Annotated in this window: 19 protein-coding genes; 14 read left to right on the forward strand and 5 right to left on the reverse strand. The window is 45.8% G+C overall.

The window, feature by feature from the left end; translation table 11 throughout:
- The first annotated feature begins 14 nt into the window (after positions 1-14).
- Together dnaK and dnaJ are read left to right on the forward strand one after the other, a co-directional pair.
- Entirely contained in the window at positions 15-1,883 is a 1,869-nt protein-coding gene (dnaK, locus tag FXV78_RS13150; RefSeq protein WP_004840493.1) for a molecular chaperone DnaK, read from the forward strand.
- Positions 1,884-2,007: 124 nt separating this feature from the next.
- A complete protein-coding gene (dnaJ, locus tag FXV78_RS13155; protein ID WP_004840491.1) occupies positions 2,008-3,207 on the forward strand; it encodes a molecular chaperone DnaJ in 1,200 nt (399 codons plus the stop codon).
- 30 nt (positions 3,208-3,237) lie between these two features.
- On the opposite strand, the gene FXV78_RS13160 is transcribed toward dnaJ, so the two are convergent.
- Positions 3,238-4,419, reverse strand: coding sequence for a hypothetical protein (locus FXV78_RS13160; RefSeq protein ID WP_330371410.1), 1,182 nt, complete (start codon positions 4,417-4,419; stop codon positions 3,238-3,240).
- Positions 4,370-5,209, reverse strand: coding sequence for a hypothetical protein (locus FXV78_RS13165; RefSeq protein WP_004840486.1), 840 nt, complete (start codon positions 5,207-5,209; stop codon positions 4,370-4,372). Before FXV78_RS13165 ends, FXV78_RS13160 begins: the two co-directional genes overlap by 50 nt.
- Before the next feature lie 136 nt (positions 5,210-5,345).
- On the opposite strand from FXV78_RS13165, the gene FXV78_RS13170 reads away from it, so the two are divergent.
- From FXV78_RS13170 to FXV78_RS13200, 7 genes are all read left to right on the forward strand, one after another.
- Complete coding sequence (locus tag FXV78_RS13170; RefSeq protein ID WP_009243900.1) at positions 5,346-6,728, forward strand: MATE family efflux transporter; 1,383 nt, start codon at positions 5,346-5,348, stop codon at positions 6,726-6,728.
- 101 nt (positions 6,729-6,829) lie between these two features.
- Positions 6,830-7,174 carry a winged helix-turn-helix transcriptional regulator gene (locus tag FXV78_RS13175; RefSeq protein ID WP_004840482.1) on the forward strand — a complete coding sequence of 115 codons (345 nt, stop codon included), beginning with the start codon at positions 6,830-6,832 and terminating at the stop codon, positions 7,172-7,174.
- Between the two features lie 156 nt (positions 7,175-7,330).
- Entirely contained in the window at positions 7,331-8,311 is a 981-nt protein-coding gene (locus tag FXV78_RS13180; RefSeq protein ID WP_243647391.1) for an ABC transporter permease, read from the forward strand.
- Positions 8,292-9,269, forward strand: a complete 978-nt coding sequence (locus FXV78_RS13185) for an iron chelate uptake ABC transporter family permease subunit (protein WP_004840478.1) — start codon at positions 8,292-8,294, stop codon at positions 9,267-9,269. The genes FXV78_RS13180 and FXV78_RS13185 overlap by 20 nt, the downstream gene beginning before the upstream one ends.
- A gap of 4 nt (positions 9,270-9,273) precedes the next feature.
- Entirely contained in the window at positions 9,274-10,026 is a 753-nt protein-coding gene (locus FXV78_RS13190) for an iron ABC transporter ATP-binding protein (protein ID WP_004840476.1), read from the forward strand.
- A gap of 38 nt (positions 10,027-10,064) precedes the next feature.
- A complete protein-coding gene (locus FXV78_RS13195; RefSeq protein ID WP_039959258.1) occupies positions 10,065-11,057 on the forward strand; it encodes a siderophore ABC transporter substrate-binding protein in 993 nt (330 codons plus the stop codon).
- A 110-nt stretch (positions 11,058-11,167) separates the two neighbouring features.
- On the forward strand, positions 11,168-12,013 hold the full coding sequence (locus FXV78_RS13200; RefSeq protein ID WP_022038236.1) for an Mrp/NBP35 family ATP-binding protein: 846 nt from the start codon (positions 11,168-11,170) through the stop codon (positions 12,011-12,013).
- Between the two features lie 102 nt (positions 12,014-12,115).
- On the opposite strand, the gene FXV78_RS13205 is transcribed toward FXV78_RS13200, so the two are convergent.
- Complete coding sequence (locus tag FXV78_RS13205) at positions 12,116-12,811, reverse strand: S1 RNA-binding domain-containing protein (RefSeq protein WP_004840472.1); 696 nt, start codon at positions 12,809-12,811, stop codon at positions 12,116-12,118.
- A gap of 220 nt (positions 12,812-13,031) precedes the next feature.
- Between FXV78_RS13205 and FXV78_RS13210 the strand changes: the two genes are divergently transcribed.
- Entirely contained in the window at positions 13,032-14,684 is a 1,653-nt protein-coding gene (locus FXV78_RS13210) for a putative manganese-dependent inorganic diphosphatase (RefSeq protein WP_004840471.1), read from the forward strand.
- Positions 14,685-14,696: 12 nt separating this feature from the next.
- Entirely contained in the window at positions 14,697-15,290 is a 594-nt protein-coding gene (locus FXV78_RS13215; RefSeq protein ID WP_004840469.1) for a flavin reductase family protein, read from the forward strand.
- An 89-nt stretch (positions 15,291-15,379) separates the two neighbouring features.
- Here the strand turns inward: FXV78_RS13215 and galT are convergent, their stop codons facing one another.
- Complete coding sequence (gene galT, locus FXV78_RS13220) at positions 15,380-16,870, reverse strand: UDP-glucose--hexose-1-phosphate uridylyltransferase (protein ID WP_004840468.1); 1,491 nt, start codon at positions 16,868-16,870, stop codon at positions 15,380-15,382.
- An 18-nt stretch (positions 16,871-16,888) separates the two neighbouring features.
- The gene (locus tag FXV78_RS13225; RefSeq protein WP_004840466.1) at positions 16,889-18,064 is read right to left on the reverse strand and encodes a galactokinase; all 1,176 of its coding nucleotides are present in this window, start codon (positions 18,062-18,064) and stop codon (positions 16,889-16,891) included.
- Positions 18,065-18,198: 134 nt separating this feature from the next.
- Here FXV78_RS13225 and FXV78_RS13230 point away from each other — a divergent pair, with 134 nt between their 5' ends.
- The 3 genes from FXV78_RS13230 to FXV78_RS13240 all read left to right on the forward strand — a co-directional run bounded on the left by FXV78_RS13230 (position 18,199) and on the right by FXV78_RS13240 (position 20,544).
- On the forward strand, positions 18,199-19,056 hold the full coding sequence (locus tag FXV78_RS13230) for an AraC family transcriptional regulator (RefSeq protein WP_004840463.1): 858 nt from the start codon (positions 18,199-18,201) through the stop codon (positions 19,054-19,056).
- A gap of 70 nt (positions 19,057-19,126) precedes the next feature.
- Entirely contained in the window at positions 19,127-19,810 is a 684-nt protein-coding gene (locus FXV78_RS13235) for a polysaccharide deacetylase family protein (protein WP_004840461.1), read from the forward strand.
- 20 nt (positions 19,811-19,830) lie between these two features.
- Complete coding sequence (locus FXV78_RS13240; RefSeq protein ID WP_004840460.1) at positions 19,831-20,544, forward strand: tRNA threonylcarbamoyladenosine dehydratase; 714 nt, start codon at positions 19,831-19,833, stop codon at positions 20,542-20,544.
- Positions 20,545-20,560: the final 16 nt, after the last annotated feature.

Raw genomic sequence — 20,560 nt, forward strand, 5'->3', positions numbered from 1 at the left:
AGGAGGAAATAATCATGGGAAAAATCATTGGTATTGATTTAGGAACAACAAACAGCTGTGTAGCTGTTATGGAAGGTGGACAGCCAACAGTTATCGCCAACACAGAAGGAGCAAGAACAACACCATCTGTAGTTGCATTTACAAAAACAGGAGAACGTCTGGTAGGAGAGCCTGCAAAACGTCAGGCAGTTACCAATGCAGACAAGACAATCTCTTCTATCAAAAGAGAGATGGGTACAGATTATAAAGTAGCGATCGATGATAAAAAATATTCTCCACAGGAGATTTCTGCAATGATCCTTCAGAAACTGAAAGCAGACGCAGAAGGATATCTTGGAGAGAAAGTAACAGAAGCAGTTATTACAGTGCCGGCTTATTTCAACGATGCACAGCGTCAGGCAACAAAGGATGCAGGTAAGATCGCAGGTCTGGATGTAAAACGTATCATCAACGAGCCAACAGCAGCAGCACTTGCTTATGGACTTGACAACGAAAAAGAGCAGAAGATCATGGTATATGACCTTGGTGGTGGTACATTCGACGTTTCCATCATTGAGATCGGAGACGGAGTTATTGAAGTATTATCTACAGCAGGTAACAACAGACTTGGTGGAGATGACTTTGACCAGAAGATCACAGACTATATGCTGGCTGATTTCAAGGCAAAAGAAGGAGTAGACTTGTCAACAGACAAGATGGCTCTTCAGAGACTGAAAGAAGCAGCAGAGAAAGCGAAAAAAGAACTTTCTTCTGCAACAACAACAAACATCAACCTTCCGTTCATCACAGCAACAGCTGAAGGACCGAAGCATTTTGATATGAACCTGACAAGAGCAAAATTTGACGAGCTGACACATGATCTTGTTGAAAAAACAGCAGAGCCAGTAACACGTGCGCTTTCTGATGCAGGAATCACAGCAGCAGAATTAGGTCAGGTACTTCTTGTAGGTGGTTCTACACGTATTCCGGCAGTACAGGAAGAAGTAAAACGCCTCACAGGAAAAGAGCCTAGCAAATCCTTGAACCCGGATGAATGTGTTGCTTTAGGAGCATCTGTTCAGGGTGGTAAACTTGCAGGAGATGCAGGTGCAGGAGATATCCTTCTTCTGGACGTAACTCCACTGTCACTGTCTATCGAGACAATGGGAGGAGTTGCTACAAGACTGATCGAGAGAAATACAACAATTCCTACAAAGAAGAGCCAGATCTTCTCTACAGCAGCAGATAATCAGACAGCAGTTGATATCAACGTTGTACAGGGAGAAAGACAATTCGCAAGAGACAACAAGTCCCTCGGACAGTTCAGACTGGATGGAATTCCTCCGGCTCCACGTGGAATCCCGCAGATCGAGGTTACATTCGATATCGACGCAAATGGTATCGTAAATGTATCTGCAAAAGATCTGGGAACAGGAAAAGAACAGCATATTACAATTACAGCAGGATCTAATATGTCCGATGCAGATATCGACAAAGCAGTCAAAGAAGCTGCTGAATTCGAAGCACAGGATAAGAAGAGAAAAGAAGCGATCGATACAAGAAACGAAGCTGATGCGATGGTATTCCAGACAGAAAAAGCACTCAAAGAAGTGGGAGACAAACTGGATGCAGCAGATAAATCTTCTGTAGAAGCTGATGTACAGGCGCTCAAGGATATCCTTGCAAAATCTACACCGGAAGATACATCCGATGCACAGGTTGCTGAGATCAAAGCAGCAAAAGACAAACTGATGGAAAGTGCACAGAAACTGTTCACAAAGATGTATGAGCAGGCAGGTGCAGCAGGAGCAGGGGCTGCAGGCGGACCGACACCGGAGGCTGGTCCTGCACCGGAAGGATTCCAGGGAGATGACGTAGTAGACGGAGATTACAAAGAAGTTTAAGAGATCAATCTGACGGGAGAGAGCACTCTTTTTCCGGAGTCTGGAAGGCATGTCTTTCAGGCTCCGGCGGTGTGCCCTCGCCTGTTTGGTTATGAGTTGGATCAAGGATGAAAGGTAGATTATTATGGCGGAGTCAAAAAGAGATTATTACGAGGTGCTTGGTGTAAGCAAGGATGCTGACGATGCTGCGATCAAAAAGGCGTATCGTGCACTGGCGAAGAAGTACCATCCGGATATGAATCCGGGCGATGCCGAAGCAGAAAAGAAATTCAAAGAAGCATCCGAAGCCTATGCGGTACTGAGTGATGCTGAAAAACGTCGTCAGTACGACCAGTTCGGTCATGCTGCGTTTGAAGGCGGCGCAGGCGGTGCTGGCGGATTTGGAGGCTTTGACTTCAACGGCGCAGATTTTGGAGATATTTTCGGAGACATTTTCGGCGATTTGTTTGGCGGCGGCGGAAGAAGAGGCGGTCGTGCGAACAATGGCCCGATGAAAGGCGCGAATATTCGAAAGAGCATCCGTATTACATTTGAGGAAGCTGTGTTTGGCTGCAAGAAAGAACTGGAAGTGATTTTAAAAGATCCATGTACGACATGTGGAGGAACAGGTGCAAAACCGGGGACTTCTCCGGAGACGTGTCCGAAGTGTGGAGGAAAAGGTCAGGTTGTCTATACGAGTCAGTCTTTCTTCGGAACGGTACAGAACGTCCAGACCTGTCCGAACTGTGGTGGTTCCGGTAAGGTGATCAAGGAAAAATGTACATCCTGCTCCGGAACAGGATACACTTCAAGTAAGAAGAAGATTGAAGTGACCATTCCTGCAGGAATTGACAACGGACAGAGTGTACGCATCCGCGAAAAAGGAGAGCCGGGTACAAACGGAGGTCCGAGAGGAGATCTTCTGGTCGAGGTGAACGTATCCAGACATCCGATCTTCCAGCGTCAGGATATGCACATTTTCTCAACAGTGCCGATTTCATTTGCACAGGCAGCACTCGGTGGAGATGTGAAGATTCAGACTGTGGACGGAGCGGTGATCTACAATGTTAAGCCAGGTACAAAGACCGATACAAAGGTACGATTAAAAGGCAAGGGAGTCCCGTCCCTGAGAAATTCCGCAGTGCGTGGAGATCACTATGTGACACTGGTGATCCAGACGCCGGAAAAACTCAGTGCAGAGGCAAAAGAGGCACTGCGCAGATTTGATGAACTGAGTGGAAACTCACTGCATCAAAATGACAGTAATCCGGAAAAAAGCGAGAAAAAAACCAAAAGAAAAGGTTTCATGGATAAAGTAAAAGAAGCCTTTGAAGGGGAAGATTAAAATTCAGAATGAAGCCAGGCAGAGACAGTCTCATAGAGAGGCTGTCTCTGCTTGTTTCATGCCTGCAAATACGATAACAGATCGCTCTCCCAGCAAAACAGTCTGTCCTGCAGTCGGCATATCGTTCCCGGAAAATGTCTGATGCAGCAAGTCCCCGGTATTGACTGCAATCTTCCAGACATAACCGTTTGGAAGGGATGGGAGCACAAGTTGTTTTGCAATCCAGTGTGCGTTGACCGCAAGAAATACAAGATCTTCCTGTCCGGTCTTTTCATCAAATCCTGAGAACATCACGCAGGCAGTGTGAGAATCTGAGGAAGGAACAGGCGGCTCTGGGGTAAGTCTGTGGCTGCTCATGGAAGGGTATGAGGTGTAGCTCGGCTCCAGATCTCTGCGGATGGATGGGTGCTGTTTACGAAATGCGATCATATATTGAAAGAACGCAAACAGGGCCTGATTTTTGGACAGCAGACTCCAGTCCAGCCAGGAGATTTCGTTATCCTGACAGTATGGATTGTTGTTGCCAAATCGTGTATCTGCAAATTCATCTCCGGATAAAAACATTGGTGTACCACGGCTGCACATCAGCAGTGCACAGGCATTTTGCATCATTTTCAGCCGCAGGCGGAGGATTTCGGGATTGGAAGTTTCTCCTTCTTCTCCGCAGTTCCAACTGTGGTTGTCATCACAGCCGTCGGTATTGTTCCAGCCGTTTGCCTCGTTATGCTTCTGGTTATAGCTGTATAGATCGCACAGTGTAAATCCGTCATGACAGGTCAGAAAATTGACGGAAGCATTTTCCCCCCCGCGGTACTGCGGATTGTATAAATCCGGGGAGCCAAAGATCCGTTTCAGAGCAGTCTCATGAAGTCCGTCATCCCCTTTTAGAAAACGCCACATGTCATCCCGGTAGCGTCCGTTCCATTCGGCCCAGCGTCTCCGGGACGGAAAGGAGCCAACCTGATAGAGTCCGCCCGCATTCCATGCTTCGGCAATGAGTTTTACATTCCCAAGGATCGGATCAAAGGCAAGGCTCTGCAGAAGGGGCGGCTGACTCATTGGAGAGCCGTCTTCATTTCTTCCGAGAATGGAAGCCAGGTCAAAACGGAAACCGTCTACCCGGTAGTCAGTGACCCAATAGCGCAGACAGTCTAAAAATAATTTAACGGGTGAAAAATTTGTGTTCTCTGGTTTCCGGCTGGGTTCTCTCAACTGGAGTTTCCACAGAAGGTTCATCAGAGCAGTCGCAAGGTGTTTCGGAAGCCTCGCCGCACTGAACGGAAGCCTCTCCGGTTTCAATAACGGCACCAAAAGCAATCGGGATCTGGATGCAGAGACTCTGGGTTACAGTAAACGTGCAGGAGGTTTTGCTGCCCGGACACTGTGGATCAGTGTGGATGACAGGATCGCCGCAGCAGATTGTTCTGGCGGTTCCGGGATGTGCAAACGGGGAGACCGTTACAGGAACGCAAACGGTTTCTTTCTGGTAAAACGTAGATTCACAGGATTCTGTGGAACCGCAGGAAGGCCCGCATATGGTCAGGCCGGAAGCGGTCTGGCCGCCGCCGAAAAGACAGAGATTGACTGGGCCGACCGCATAAGGTCTGACAAGAGAAAAGCAGACCTGCATCTCACCATCCACTTTATCCAGTGGGAAATCGAATTTCAGTCCCGTACATCCGGTTGGCGGATCCGGATGCTGGATTGTTTTGAGTTCTACATTTTCACCCCAGATTACGTTCTGCGATTTTCCGTCGATTACGACCGTAACATCCAGGATATCCTCCTGCGTGATCGCGCTGCAGATACCAAGCAGGAAATGGCTTAAGTCTGCATAGAGAGGTGTGTCTGTTCCAACACCCGCAATATCATAGCAAAATCGCTGGTATTCTCCCGGTTTTGGGGTTAAAACGGAAGTCTCCGTATTGAGTGAAAAAACGAACGGCAAAATCCGCTCGCCGATAACAGTAGAATAGTCTGTTTCATAATTACATGATGTCATAAGAAATACCTTTTGAAAAATTTTATTCTGTATAGTATATGATAAATCTCAAAACATGTTATAATTGCCATGTGTTTTTCAAATTTGGGAAAAGGGGATGGAAAAACAAGAAATAGGAATTTATGGGAGAGAAAAGATGTTTATGAGAAAAAAGGAAAATGAGCTGCAGATTGACTGGAAGCATTTTTATTTGGGTGTACTGGCACTGGTCATTCCGATGGCACTTCAGAATCTGATCAATGTGGGTGTAACGGCTGCGGATGTGGTGATGCTGGGGCGCGTAGGAGAGACAGCGCTGTCCGGATCTTCTCTTGCAGGGCAGGTGCAGTATATTATGACGTTGTTTTTGTTCGGGCTGACATCCGGAGCAACGGTTCTGACCGCACAGTATTGGGGGAAAAAGGACCTGCGGACAATCGAGAAGATTTTGGGTCTTGGAATGCGGGCTGCGGTTTTTGTGACTGCATTATTCTTTCTGGCAGCGCAGATCATGCCAGAGCAGCTTTTGCGGATATTTACAAGTGAACCAGAGGTGATCAAAGAGGGCGTGAAGTATTTGCGGATTGTTAGTTTTTCTTACATTTTTATGGGGATCACACAGACTTATCTTTATATTATGCGAAGTGTGGAACGGGTCGTTGTGGCAACGGTGGTATATTTGTGTTCCCTGCTCTGCAACATTACGATCAATGCCATTTTGATCTTCGGGCTTCTCGGAATGCCCGCCATGGGTGTGCAGGGTGCGGCAATTGGAACGCTGGTTTCCAGGCTCCTGGAGATGGTACTGGTATGTGTGTACTCGAAAGTGTGGAACAAAGATATCAAGTTCAGGATCGCCTACTTTTTTAAAACAGAGCACGTTTTAAATATGGATTTTCTGAAATACGCATTCCCGGTGATCTTAAACGAGGTGCTCTGGGGACTTGGAACTGCGACAAATACGGCAGTGCTTGGTCATATGGGAAGTGCTGCAGTTGCGGCGAATTCGGTCGCACAGGTGGCCAGACAGCTCGCAACGGTGGTAGCATTCGGACTTTCCAGTGCGACAGCGATCTATCTGGGCAAAACCATTGGAGAGAAAAAGTATGAGCATGCAAAAGCATATGCAAAGAGGTTCGTATGGCTCAGTGTGATTATGGGAGTTGTGGGAGGTGTGCTGATCCTTCTGATCTCACCGGTTATGGCAGAGACGATGACTCTGTCTGAAACAGCAAAGGGGTATATGCGGTTCATGTTCTTTGTAATGTCCTATTTTGTGGTAGGGCAGGCGTTCAACACAACGATGGTCGTGGGAACCTTCCGTTCCGGCGGAGATACCCGGTTTGGCCTGCTGCTGGATATGTCTACCATGTGGGGATGTTCCATTTTATTTGGTGCGCTCGCAGCGTTTGTGTTCCACTGCAGTGTTCCGGTGGTGTATATGATCCTGATGAGTGATGAGATCATTAAGATTCCGATCACCTGGCGCCGGTACAAGAGCTATAAATGGCTGAAGGATGTAACAAGAGAAGAATTGTAGGGGAAGCTCCTTTCTAAAAAAATCTTGCAAAATTATCTGCAATCTTATAAAATGCAGAAGTGACTTTTGTAAAGAATTATTTTTAGGAAGGAGTTTTCTGCATGGCAGACATCAAAATAAAGAAAGATCACTGTCCGCTGATCCTGACACACAGTCTGATCGGAGGGAAATGGAAGCTGAAGATCTTGTGGCATATTCTGCAGGGCGATAATCGATTTTCGGAGTTAAAAAAGGAAATCCCGGGTATTTCGGAAAAAGTGTTATATTCGAATTTGAAAGAACTGGAGGATGCAAGGCTTTTATACAGGGAAGTGATCAAGGAAAAGAAGCCGTCCGTGATTCGTTACCGTCTTTCAGAAGAAGGCGTGGAGGTCAGGGCACTGATCGATGCGGCACACCGGTTTGCCAATCGGTATGCAAAAAAGCATATACATACTAAAAAGTAAGGTATTGCGAAATGTGAGTGAATTGTGTATAGTCTTTTTGTCAGTAGAGAAGACATATTTTTTTATACATATGTTAGTTAAAACTAATAAGAGTAAATAAAAACTAATGGAGGTGGTGGTATCAAAAAATATGTATCGACAATCATATTGGCGGCGGTGTTGTTCGTAGTTTCTGTCTGCTCTCTGTTTATCGGGGTGATGGATGCGGATCTGGCGTCGCTGATGCAGGGAGATCCGGAAGTGATCCGGTTGTTTCTGATTTCAAGGATTCCGCGGCTTCTGGCAATTCTGTGTACAGGAATCGGAATGAGTACAGCAGGGCTGATCATGCAGCAGCTTTGTATGAATAAGTTTGTGTCTCCGACTACGGGAGCAACGATTTCTTCGGCCCAGCTTGGAATTTTGCTGGCTCTGGTATTTCTCCCGGAGTCTACACTTCTTGGAAGAGCAGTGTTTGCGTTTGTGGCGGCGATTCTGGGAACCTGGATTTTTGTGTGGTTTGTTCAGAAAATCCGTTTTAAAGATGTGGTGCTGGTACCGTTGGTCGGAATCATGTTTGGAAATGTGATCGGAGGGATCACCAGCTTCATTGCCTATCAATACGAGATGAATCAGGCGCTGTCCACCTGGCTGGTAGGGCATTTTTCTATGGTACTGCGCGGGAGATATGAGATTGTGTATCTGACAGTACCGCTGGTTGTGCTGGCATTTGTATTTGCAAACCATTTCAATATTGTGGGGATCGGAAAAGAATTCTCTCAGAATCTGGGAGTGCCTTATAATCTGGTGCTTTTTATGGGCCTTACGATTGCGGCAATGATTACGGCGTCGGTGGTGGTAGTGGTTGGTTCGATTTCTTATATCGGTCTGATCGTTCCGAATATTGTCACCATGTTCAAGGGTGATAAGATCCGCGGAACGCTGGCAGATACGGCGCTGTTTGGCGCTTTGTTCGTTATCGTATGCGACATGATCTCGAGAGTGGTGATTGCCCCTTACGAGCTGCCTATCGAACTGATCGTAGGAATTCTCGGCAGCATCCTGTTTGTAGGACTGTTGCTGTATCGACTGAAAAACGGAGGAAGAAGAATACTTCTGGGGAAAGGAGGCAGACAGGATGCACAGTGCAGTTCATAAGACAAACAGCAGAAAGCTTCTTGTTTTAGGGATACTGGTGGCGGCAGCAGCAATCGCCTATCTGTTTGTGGATGTTTCTTTTTCAAATGAGCGTCTGTTTCGGTATGCTATGAAAATCCGGATTCCAAAGCTGATGGTCATGCTGGTGGCATCTGCTGCCATCGGAGGGGCAACGATCGTATTTCAGACTATTATTCACAATACGATTGTGACACCATGTCTGTTGGGAATGAATTCGTTGTATACGCTGATTCACACAGCAGTGGTATTCTTTGCAGGTTCCGGAAGTTTTCTCGCTGTCAATGCGAACGTGTCTTTTGTGGTCGATCTGTTTTTAATGAGTACAACAGCTGTTTTGGTCTACAGCTATCTGTTCAAAAAAACAAACTATAATGTGTTGTATGTATTGTTGATCGGAACGGTTTTGACTTCGTTTTTCGGAAGCATTCAGAGTACGCTTACAAGAATCATGGATCCCAATGAATATGACAGCCTTCTGGCAACGCTGGTAGCAAGCTTTAACAACGTCAACTCGGAAATTATTCTGGCAGCAGTCCTGGTTCTGGCAGGTATCGTGTTTGTGTTGCGAAAAGAACTTGCGCTTTTGGACGTGTTGTCTCTTGGAAGACATCAGGCAATCAATCTGGGTGTGGATTATGACCGGGCCATCCGGAAACTTCTGCTTGGAGTGACACTCTGTATCGCGACCGCCACAGCGATGGTAGGACCGATTTCATTCCTCGGACTGATCATCGCAAATCTGTCCAGACAGTTTTTGAAAACATACCGGCATTCGCAGCTGATCATGGGATCTGTCTTCTTCGGGATGTTTGTTCTGGCGGCAGGGCAGATGATTTCGGAACAGATCTTTGTATATGCGATTCCGGTCAGTGTATTTATTACAGTAGGCGGAGGAGGATACTTTTTGTATCTTCTGTTGAGGAAAAGGAGGAGTTAGAAGAGTGAAGATACGTGGAGTAAAAAAACAGTATCACGGAAAAACCGTGGTGGATTCCGTTTCTTTTGAAATTCAAAAAGGAAAAGTAACTGCTCTGATCGGTCCCAATGGAGCGGGAAAATCTACTGTGATGAGCATTCTTTCCAGACTGATCGCAAAGGATGAAGGAGTGGTAGAGTTTGAAGGAAAGAAGCTGGAGCACTGGAAGAGTAAAGAATTGTCAAAGCATCTGGCGATTCTGACACAGAGTAATCATATTGAGATGAAGCTGACAGTCAGAGAGCTGGTTGCATTCGGACGGTTCCCGCATTCGGGAGGGCGGATGACCAAGCAGGATAAAGAAATCGTTGCACAGGCGATCGATTATATGGAACTAAAAGAGTTTGAAGACCGGTTTCTGGATGAATTGTCCGGAGGACAGCGGCAGAGAGCATATATCGCCATGGTCATTGCGCAGGATACGGAGTATGTCTTTTTGGATGAACCGACGAATAATCTGGATATTTATCATGCTTCGAATATGATGAAGATGGTGCGGAAGTTAAGTGACGAGCTGGGAAAAACAGTGATCCTTGTGCTTCATGAGATTAATTATGCAGCCTTTTATTCAGATTATATCTGTGCATTTAAAAACGGAAAAATCGCGAAATATGGAACCGTTGAAGAAGTCATTCAAAAAGAAGTCCTTTCTGAGATTTACCAGGTGGATTTTGAAATTTTAAATATCAAAGGAAAACCATTATCGGTATATTATTGATGACAGAAAATGGAAGAAAACAAAGATGGAGGAAGAAGATGAGAAAATTAGCAAAAGTATTATTGGCAGGAGTGGCAGCACTCAGTCTGACAGCATGCGGGCAGGCAGAAGGAACAACAGGAAGTTCTGCGGATACAACGGCAAAGGAGCAGAAACAACAGGAAACACCTGAGAAGATCAAGATCCAGTCTCTGAATGCAAACGGAGAAGAAATTTCTCTGGAAGTACCATATGATCCGGAACGTATCGCTGTTTTGGATATGGCAGCACTGGATATCCTGGATAATCTTGGTGTTGGAGACAAAATAGTAGGTTCTGCATCTACTTCTCTGGAGTACCTTTCTGATTATGTGGATAATGAAAAGGTTGCAAATCTGGGAACGATCAAAGAGGCAGATCTGGAGGCTGTGATGGAGTGTGAGCCGGAAGTGATTTTCATCGGCGGACGTCTGGCTTCTTCCTATGACGCGCTCAGTGAAATTGCACCGGTTGTATACCTTTCGGCAGATGTGGAGACAGGTGTCGTAAAAAGCGTGACAAAAAATGCAGAGACGATTGCTTCTATGTTTGGGCTGGAAGATGAAGTAAAAGAAAAGACAGCCGGTTTTGATGAAAGAATTGAAGCATTGGCAGAAAAAGCAAAAGGGCATACAGCACTGGTAGGAATGACTACAAGCGGAAGCTTTAACTTAATGGGAAATGACGGAAGATGCTCCATTATCGGAGTGGAGATCGGATTTGACAATCTGACAGCTGCTGAAAGTACCTCAACACATGGAAATGAAGCTTCATTTGAAACAGTTGTCGAGAAAAACCCAGAGTATATTTTCGTGATGGATCGTGATCAGGCAATCGGGGCAGACGGGGCACAGACGGCAAAAGAAATTATGGAAAATGAACTTGTTATGCAGACAGATGCTTACAAAAATGGAAAAATCATCTATCTGGAACATCCGGCAGTATGGTACACTGCGGAAGGCGGAATCACTGCACTGGATGTGATGCTTTCTGATCTGGAGGAGTCCCTGTAAAAAGTTGTTGTGTGCATTATCCTCAAATTGTGGTACAATAGAATCAGTCTGAAATCCTGTTTTCAAAGATGGAGACAGATGAATTTATAGAACAAAGAGAGGTAATGAAAATGGAAGAACAATATACAGAAGGATGTTCCGAAGAGTCCTGTGCAGGATGTTCTCATTCCGGTTCCTGTGAAAGCCAGAAGCAGAATGCAGGCAATACGGCGCCATCCAAAGCACCGGCAAATGTAGGTTCCCAGGTGAAAAAAGTGATTGGAGTCATCAGCGGAAAGGGTGGCGTTGGAAAATCGCTGGTAACAGCTTCCCTGGCACGTATGATGATCGAAAAAGGATATACGGCAGGAATTTTGGATGCAGATATTACAGGTCCATCCATTCCGAAGATGTACGGAGTGCACGAGATGGCAATCGGAAACGAGATGGGAATGCTTCCGTGCAGCGCACCGGATGGAACAAGGATCATGTCCGTCAACCTGCTTTTGGAAGAGGAGGACACACCGGTCATCTGGAGAGGTCCTGTGATCGCAGGCGTTGTGACACAGTTCTGGTCAGATGTGATGTGGGGAGATTTGGATTATCTGTTCGTTGACATGCCTCCCGGAACGGGAGATGTTCCGTTGACTGTATTTCAGTCCCTGCCTGTGGATGGAGTTGTGATCGTCACCTCTCCGCAGGATCTGGTACAGCTGATCGTAAAGAAGGCGTACAACATGGCAAAACAGATGAACATTCCGGTTCTTGGAATCGTGGAAAACTACAGTTACATCAAATGTCCGGACTGCGGAAAAGAGATCAAAGTGTTCGGTGAGAGTCATATTGACGAGATTGCAAAAGAACTGGGAGTACCGGTACTTGGCAAGATGCCGATCGACACTGCGATTGCAGAAGCAGTAGAAGCAGAAAAATTTTATGAAGTGACGAACCCGTATTTGAAAGAAATCGATTTGTAGCGGGCTGGGAAAGAAAAGAAGGCTTGTGCTGGAAATGTGCGGAAATATGCCGTCGTCTCAAAGTGCTGAATCTTTGAGGCGGCGGCTTTTTATCACAGATTTTTATAACTGAATATTTTTGAACAGATCTCCAAGGCTTGTACCGATCTCTTCGGCTTTTGGAATCTCAACTTTTTCTACAACTTCTTCTTCCGGTTCTTCCAAAGCTTTCATGCTCAGGCTGATCTTGCCGTCTTTAATACCGATGACTTTGACCTGAACTTCATCTCCTACATTCAAAACAGCTGCAGGATTCTTGACGCGTTTTTGAGAAATCTGAGAAACATGTACCAGTCCGGAAAGACCGTTTTCCAGTTTGACAAATGCACCGTAGTTCTGTAATGTCTCTACAGTACCGGACATAACCGTACCGATTGGGATACTTGCGATCTGTGCTTCTTTTTCTTTTCTTTCTTTTTCTTTGAGAAGCTCACGGGCGGACAGTACAAGCCGGTTGCCTGCCTGATCTACATCGATCACTTGAACTTCCACATCTTTGAGCAGGTAAGTCTCCAGATCTTCAATGTAAGAAAGGGAGAGTTTGGATGCCGGAATAAATCCGCGCAGTCCTTCTACCATGGCAATGGCACCGCCATTTACGATTCCTTCGATCTTAACAGGGAGGATCGTTTTCTTTTCCATATATTCCAAAACCCTGTTCCATGGATTGGCATCGTCAAAATGATCTTCGTAATCAGCCATTGTCTCTGTGTGTCCTTCGTTTGTCAGTAATTCTTCTGTTCTTAATTCTTCGCTCATCGCTGCACCTCGACTTTCTAAAACTTTAAAACAAAAATCTCTTAAAACAGAAGATTTTTGCTTTGCATTAAAGACAGTATAGCATATGTTTTATCAAAAAGACACGGAATCTTGAAATTTGGGTTGACGAAATCTGGAAAAAATGGCAAGCTACATATAGGTTACTGTTCACACCAATAACCACTATAGAAGAAAATAAGCAAAGGAAGTTTGGATTGATATGAATAACGGAGTGAGTAATAATAAAGTGTATGTAGTAGGGCATAAAAATCCAGATACAGATTCGATTTGTTCTGCGATCGCCTATGCTGATTTGAAATCTAAGATCACGGGAGAAGATTATAGTCCAAGGCGAGCGGGACAGCTCAATGAAGAGACGCAGTATGTGCTGGATCATTTTCAGGTTGAGGCACCGAAGCTGTTGTCGGACTTAAGAGTGCAGGTCAAAGATGTAGAACTGCGTAACATTGAAGGAATCAAGGGAAGTGTTTCCATCAAGAGTGCGTGGAAATCTATGAAAGAGCTGAATATCAAGACGCTTCCTGTGACAAGGGACAGCAAACTGGAAGGTCTGATTACCATTGGAGATATCGCGACTTCTTACATGGATGTGTATGACAGCGGGATTCTCTCCAAGGCAAGGACGCAGTACCGGAATATTGCATCGACCATTGATGGAACCATCATTGCAGGAAATCCACACAGCTATGTGTTGAACGGAAAAGTCGGGATTCTTGCATCAAGCCGAAAGCTGATGTCGGAATTTGTGGAAGAAAATGATCTGGTGATCTTAGGAGACCGCCAGGAGGCACAGCAGCATGCCGTCGATTTGAATGTGAGCTGTATGGTGGTGTGTAACGGAGCACGTGTAGGAGAAGAGATTTTAAAACAGGCAGAAGAAAAAGAAATCGTGATCATTTCTTCTCCGCATGATGCATTCACGGTCGCACGTTTGATCAACCAGAGTATTCCGGTGAAGCAGTTTATGACAAGAGAGGGGATCGTGTCTTTCCAGATGGATGACTATGTGGATGATGTCAAAGATGTGATGGCACGCAGGAGATTCCGTGACTTCCCAATCCTGGATGAGGCAGGCAATTTCCTGGGATTTATTTCCAGAAGAAGATTGCTCAACAGCCGCAGAAAACAGGTGATCCTGGTGGATCACAATGAAAAAAATCAGGCAGTGGACGGTGTGGAAGAAGCAGAGGTTCTGGAAATCATCGATCACCACCGTCTGAGCAGTATTGAAACGATGGGTCCGGTATTTTTCCGAAATCAGCCGGTTGGATGTACCGCTACGATCGTTTATCAGATGTATCAGGAAGAGGGAGTAGAAGTAGAGCCGGTGATCGCATCACTCCTTTGCTCGGCGATCATTTCCGATACCCTGATGTTTCGGTCTCCGACTTGTACACCGTTGGATGAAAGATCTGCGAGGAAACTGGCAGAGATCGCAGGGATTGATATTGAGAAGCTGGCACTGGAGATGTTTAATGCAGGAAGTAATCTGAAAGGAAAAACAGCTGAAGAAATCTGTTTCCTGGATTTCAAACAGTTTACAGTCAACGATATCAACTTTGGAGTTGGTCAGATCAGCTCTATGAGCGCAGAAGAGCTGCGTGAGATCAAAACAGAAGTATCCGCTTATCTGGAACAGGCAAGAAAGACACAGGGGCTGGATATGATCTTCTTTATGCTGACCAATATTGTCGCAGAATCTTCAGAACTTTTATGCGCCGGAAACGGAGCAAGAGAAAAGATGATCTCTGCGTTTGATCTGAAAGGAAATCCGGAGATGATCGAGCTAAAGGGTGTGGTGTCCAGAAAGAAACAGCTTGTACCGACACTGGTTTCGGCACTGCAGCAGTAGAAGGAGCAAAAAATGGGAAAACAAGTATGGAAAGCCGGGAATATGGTATATCCACTCCCGGCAGTGATGGTGAGTACGGCGGACAAGTCCGGAAAGAGCAATATTCTGACGATCGCATGGACGGGCACGATTTGCACTAATCCGGCGATGGTTTATATTTCTGTCCGTCCGGAGCGATATTCGTATCATATGTTAAAAGAGAGTGGAGAATTTGTTATCAATCTGACAACGGAGCAGCTTGCAAAAGCAACCGATTATTGCGGAGTACGTTCCGGAAAGGATGTGGACAAATGGAAAGAGGCACATCTGACACCGGCAAAAGCAGAAAAGCTTCAGTATGCACCGGTGATCGAAGAGTGTCCGGTCAATATCGAATGTAAAGTTACAGAAGTGAAAAAACTGGGAAGCCACCATATGTTTCTGGCGGAAGTTCTGGCAGTACAGATTGATGAGCAGTATTTGAATGAAAAGAATAAGTTTGAGCTGAATAAGACAGGACTGATGGCATATTCGCATGGAGAGTATCTGTCTCTCGGGAAGAAGATCGGGACATTTGGGTACAGTGTGAAAAAGAAAAAGACGAAACATAAGAAAAAGAAAAAATAAGAAAAAGAACATCCCCGTGGAAGCAAAGTATGAAAACTTTTGAGTTCTGCGGAGATGTTCTTTTTAGTCACTGTTTCCCGAAATCTATTTTATAAAGTCTCAACAAATCTGTCAAATGCAGCGAGTCCTTCGTCTGTGCATTTGTAAACACCGGCATCTTCCAGGACCTGACAGAAGACCTTTCCGACTTCCTGTTCCAGAATATGCGTGACATTTTCTGCGTTGATCTCCGGATAGGACGGTAGGAAACTTTCGGTCCAGTCCGCGTGCTTTGCAATGGTCTCATTGCTTCTGATGTCTTTTTTCTCAAGAATATAAGTCTTTAACAGCTCCAGCTCATCTTTGAGACGTGCAGGGAGTACAGCAAGCCCCATGACTTCGATCAGACCGATATTTTCTTTTTTGATATGATGCAGTTCTTTGTGAGGATGGTATACTCCGAGCGGATGTTCCTCTGTGGTAATGTTGTTTCTCAAAGTCAGATCCAGCTCATATTTTCCATCCCGCATTCTGGCGATCGGCGTGATCGTATTGTGAGGCTGTCCGTCTGTTTCAGCAAAAATGAAAGCAGCTTCATCTGTATATCCTCGCCATGCCTGCAGAATGTGGTCTGCAAGGTCGATCACTCTGGTCACATCCTCAGACTGCAGACGGATCACAGAGAGCGGCCATTTTACGATGCCTGCTGTGACATCTTCAAAGCCCTTGACAGTAAACTCCTGGATGACAGGCGCTTTTTCCATGGCAAAGGTATAATGTCCGCCCTGGAAGTGGTCATGGCTTAAAATAGAACCGCCTACGATCGGAAGATCTGCATTGGATCCGAGGAAATAGTGCGGGAACTGTTTGATAAAATCAAACAGCTTGACAAAGGTCTGGCGCTCGATCTTCATCGGAGTATGTTCTCCGTTGAACACGATACAGTGCTCATTGTAGTAGACATAAGGAGAATACTGGAATCCCCACTTGCTGTCATTGACCGTGATCGGAATGATGCGGTGATTCTCTCTGGCCGGGTGATCGAGGCGCCCTGCATACCCCTCGTTCTCCATACAGAGCTGACATTTCGGGTAAGCCGAAACAGAAGCATTGCGCGCAGCGGCAATGGCTTTCGGATCTTTTTCCGGTTTGGACAGATTGATGGTAATATCCAGTGTTCCGTAGTCTGTGTCTACATTCCATCTGCGGTCCTTTTTGATCCGGTACCGGCGGATGTAATCGCTGTCCTGACTGAACTTGTAATAAAACTGAGTGGCGGATTCCGGAGATTCCTGATAATGTCTCCAGAAGTCGTTCTGAACCTGAGCCGGACGCGGCAGCAGGCAGTTCATCAGTCTGGTGTCGAACAGATCACGATAGCCGATGCTGTCTTCAATGATGCCGCGTGTAACAGCCTCCTTAAGGAGATCGGCAAGGATGTCTTTCAGCACAAGATCTGTCAGATCACAGGAGACATCTTCCCAGTTGTCTTCATGGAATACATCCAAAAGTAAGTTTGTAGTGTAAATACGTTCACATTCCGGAGTCAGTCCGGTATCAATGCCGTACTGTACCAGTTTTTTGATAGATTCATATAACATGGATAAATTCCTTCTTTCTTAGAGAGTCTCCAGTTTCTGTGCACCGCTTCCGATATCAACGGTGTAGAATTCGGCTTCGTGTCCGACCTTTTCTTTATATGCAGGTCCGATAGTATTGATGAAAGTATCGACAGCGTCATTTTTTACGATACTTACGGTACATCCCCCGAATCCGCCGCCTGTGATACGGGAACCTACAACACCCGGAATCTGCCATGCAAGATCGACCAGGATATCGATCTCTTCACAGGATACTGCGTAATCATCTCTTAAAGAGATGTGGGACTGATTCATCAGTTCGCCGAAACGCTCGATGTTGCCTGCTTTTAATGCAGATACCGCTTCGATGGTACGCTGGTTTTCATAAACTGCGTGTTTCGCACGTTTCTGCTCTACAGGATCTGTGATCACTTCTTTGAATTTTTCAAAGGTATCGATGTCCAGATCACCAAGAGCGTTGATATCCAGTTCTTCCTGAAGAAGAGAGAGCGCATGGCTGCATTCCTGACGTCTCTGGTTGTACTGAGAGTCAACAAGACTGTGTTTTACTTTACTGTTTGTGATGATGATCTTGGCGTCTTCCAGTTCTACCGGTGCATACTCATAGGAGAGTGTGCCGGTATCCAAAAAGATCGCGCAGTCTTTTTTGCCCATGGCAACTGCAAACTGATCCATGATTCCGCAGTTGCATCCGTTGAAGTTGTTCTCAGAGTACTGTCCGATCAGTGCGATGTCGGTCATGCTTAAGGCATCAAATCCGCAGAGATCTTTTGCGATTACTCCGGTCAGAACTTCCAGGGATGCGGAAGAGGACAAACCGGAACCGTTCGGAATATTTCCGTAGATCACAAGATCCATTCCACAGTCTACAGAGTATCCTTTTTCTTTTAATGCCCAGAGAACTCCAAGCGGATAGTTTGCCCAGTTGTATTCCGGCTTGTTGGTCAGATCGTCAAGAGTGGCAGTGATCACACCGAGATGATCCAGATTCATAGAATAGAGACGCAAGATACGGTCACTGCGCTTTTTGGCGATTCCGTATGTACCAAGTGTCAGCGCACATGGAAATACGTGTCCTCCATTGTAATCTGTGTGTTCTCCGATCAGATTCACGCGTCCCGGAGAGAAATAAAAACCGGCATCTTCTGTGCTGCCGAAAAGTTCTTCAAATTTTTTCATCAAACGTTCTTTCATGATGTTGATTCCTCACTTTCCATAGAGACTGAGTATTTTTACAAGTTTATTATAAAAATCAGACTGAAAAAAGTCTATAAAAAATACGTGCATATATATGGAATTATGTTGTATAATAGAGGCGAAGAACAGATTTGGGGAAAGGAAAGAAGAGCGTGGAACAGACATACAAATACTCCTATAAAGTAGGAGATAATCTTCTGAGTTCTCTTTCCGTTTATAATGTGGGATATCAGCAGTGCGGACCGGAGCAGCAGTGGGGACCGGGAATCCGGGATCATTATTGTATCCACCATATTATTTCGGGAAAGGGGACCTATGTGGCAGATAAAAAAGTATATCATCTGGGAGAGGGAGACAGTTTTATTCTGTATCCGGATACAGAGGTCAAGTATTATGCAGATCCGGATGATCCGTGGGAGTACGCATGGGCAGGATTTATGGGAACCGATGCGGCTGTGATGGTACGGGCAACTGATTTTGCGAGAAAACGGCCGGTGATCGGAAGGGATAAGATTCCGGGAGATTTGATCTGGCGGCAGCTGGAGCAGATCTATCAGGTGAGAGGAACGACATATGAAGCGGCAGCAGCTATGACAGGAGCTCTTTATACCATGCTGTCCGTGTTTATTCACTATGCGGAAAAAGAAGAGAAAAAAGACGACCTCCGGCAGGTTTATGTGGAGCGGGCAAAGGATTATATTGCATCCAGTTACTCCTATCCGATCACGGTGGAGGATGTAGCGGATTATACGGGGATCAGCAGAAGTTATCTCTTTCGTGCATTTCAAGCATATCAGAAGCAGTCCCCAAAAGAATATCTGACGGAATATCGAATCCGTCAGGCATGCCATCTTCTCAGGGAGACCGGGCTTTCCGTTGCATCCATTGCGTATTCGGTAGGATTTGAAGATAATCTGTATTTTTCCAAGGCATTCAAAAAGAAGATGCAGATGAGTCCGTCCCAGTACCGGAAGAATCACATGCCATAAATTCAGGAAAAGCCGCATATACTGGCAATAACGAGAAAAAAGGATTGTGAGTCAATTGCGTTGGAAATGGATGGGGAGAGTGCTGACAGTTACCTATGTTTTTTTGTTGCTGGGGATTCAGCCGTTTGTGGATATTCCGGCAGAGAGGGAAGTACAGTCTGTGAGTGCGGATGTGGAGCAGACAGAAGAAATCAGACCAAAGATCGCACTGACTTTTGATGACGGACCGAGTGCAGCGTATACAGAGAAACTTCTGGACGGGCTGAGAGAGCGGGATGTGCATGCTACGTTTTTCCTGATCGGAGAGAATATTGAAAAAGGCGACAATGCTCTGCTGGTGAGGCAGATGGCAAGAGACGGACATCTGATTGGAAATCACACGTATCATCATGTTCAGCTGACGAAGATCAAAGAAGAGGAAGCGCTCAAAGAGCTGGAGGAGACGAACCGTCTGATCGAGAAGATCACGGGAAATCCGGTAGAATATGTAAGACCTCCTTTTGGAGAATTTCCAAAGGGACTTTCCGCAAAAATTTCCATGATCCCGGTTATGTGGACAGTGGATCCGCTGGACTGGTCTGTAAAAGATACAGAGAAAATTGTCAGCAAAGTAGTGACGCAGGCAAAAGAAAATGATATGATTCTGTTACATGACTGTTACGGAACCTCTGTGGAGGCGGCCTTGCAGATCATAGACAGACTGAAAGAAAAAGGATTTGAATTTGTGACGGCAGACAGATTGCTTCTGCCTTAGAAATAGAGGAGATATATTAGATGAATGAATATTCCAGAACAGAACTTTTGATCGGAGAAGAGGGGATGGGGAGACTTAAGCAGGCGACTGTCATGGTATTTGGTGTCGGCGGCGTAGGCTCTCACTGTATTGAGGCACTTGCAAGAAGCGGTGTGGGCAGGCTGATCCTGATCGATAATGACAAGGTTTCTCTGACGAACATCAACCGGCAGTCGATCGCATATCACAGTACCATCGGACGGATGAAGACGGAAGTGATGCGGGAGCGGATCCGGGATATCAATCCGGAGATTGTTGTAAAGACTTATGAGACCTTTGTACTGCCGGATAATGTGGAGGAATTGTTTGAAGAAACTCCGGATTATATCATTGATGCCATCGATACGGTAACGGCAAAGCTGGCGATCGCGGAACTGGCGCAGAGAAGGGAGATCCCACTGATCAGCAGTATGGGAACCGGCAACAAGCTGCATCCGGAACTGTTTGAAATCACAGACCTGTCAAAGACCAGTATGTGTCCGCTCTGTAAAGTGATGCGGCGGGAACTGAAAACAAGAGGGATTCGACATCTGAAAGTATTGTATTCACCGGAAAAACCAGTCGATACGTCCGGACGTGAGACCGGAGAGGACAAAGGAGCGCGCCGTGTACTTCCGGGCAGCATTTCCTTTGTACCGCCGGTGGCAGGGCTTTTGATCGCAGGAGAGGTCATCCGCGAGATCAGCGGTGTCTGAAATATACAGAAGCCGG

The organism is Mediterraneibacter gnavus ATCC 29149, assembly GCF_008121495.1.
In the GTDB taxonomy this organism is placed as follows: domain Bacteria; phylum Bacillota; class Clostridia; order Lachnospirales; family Lachnospiraceae; genus Mediterraneibacter; species Mediterraneibacter gnavus.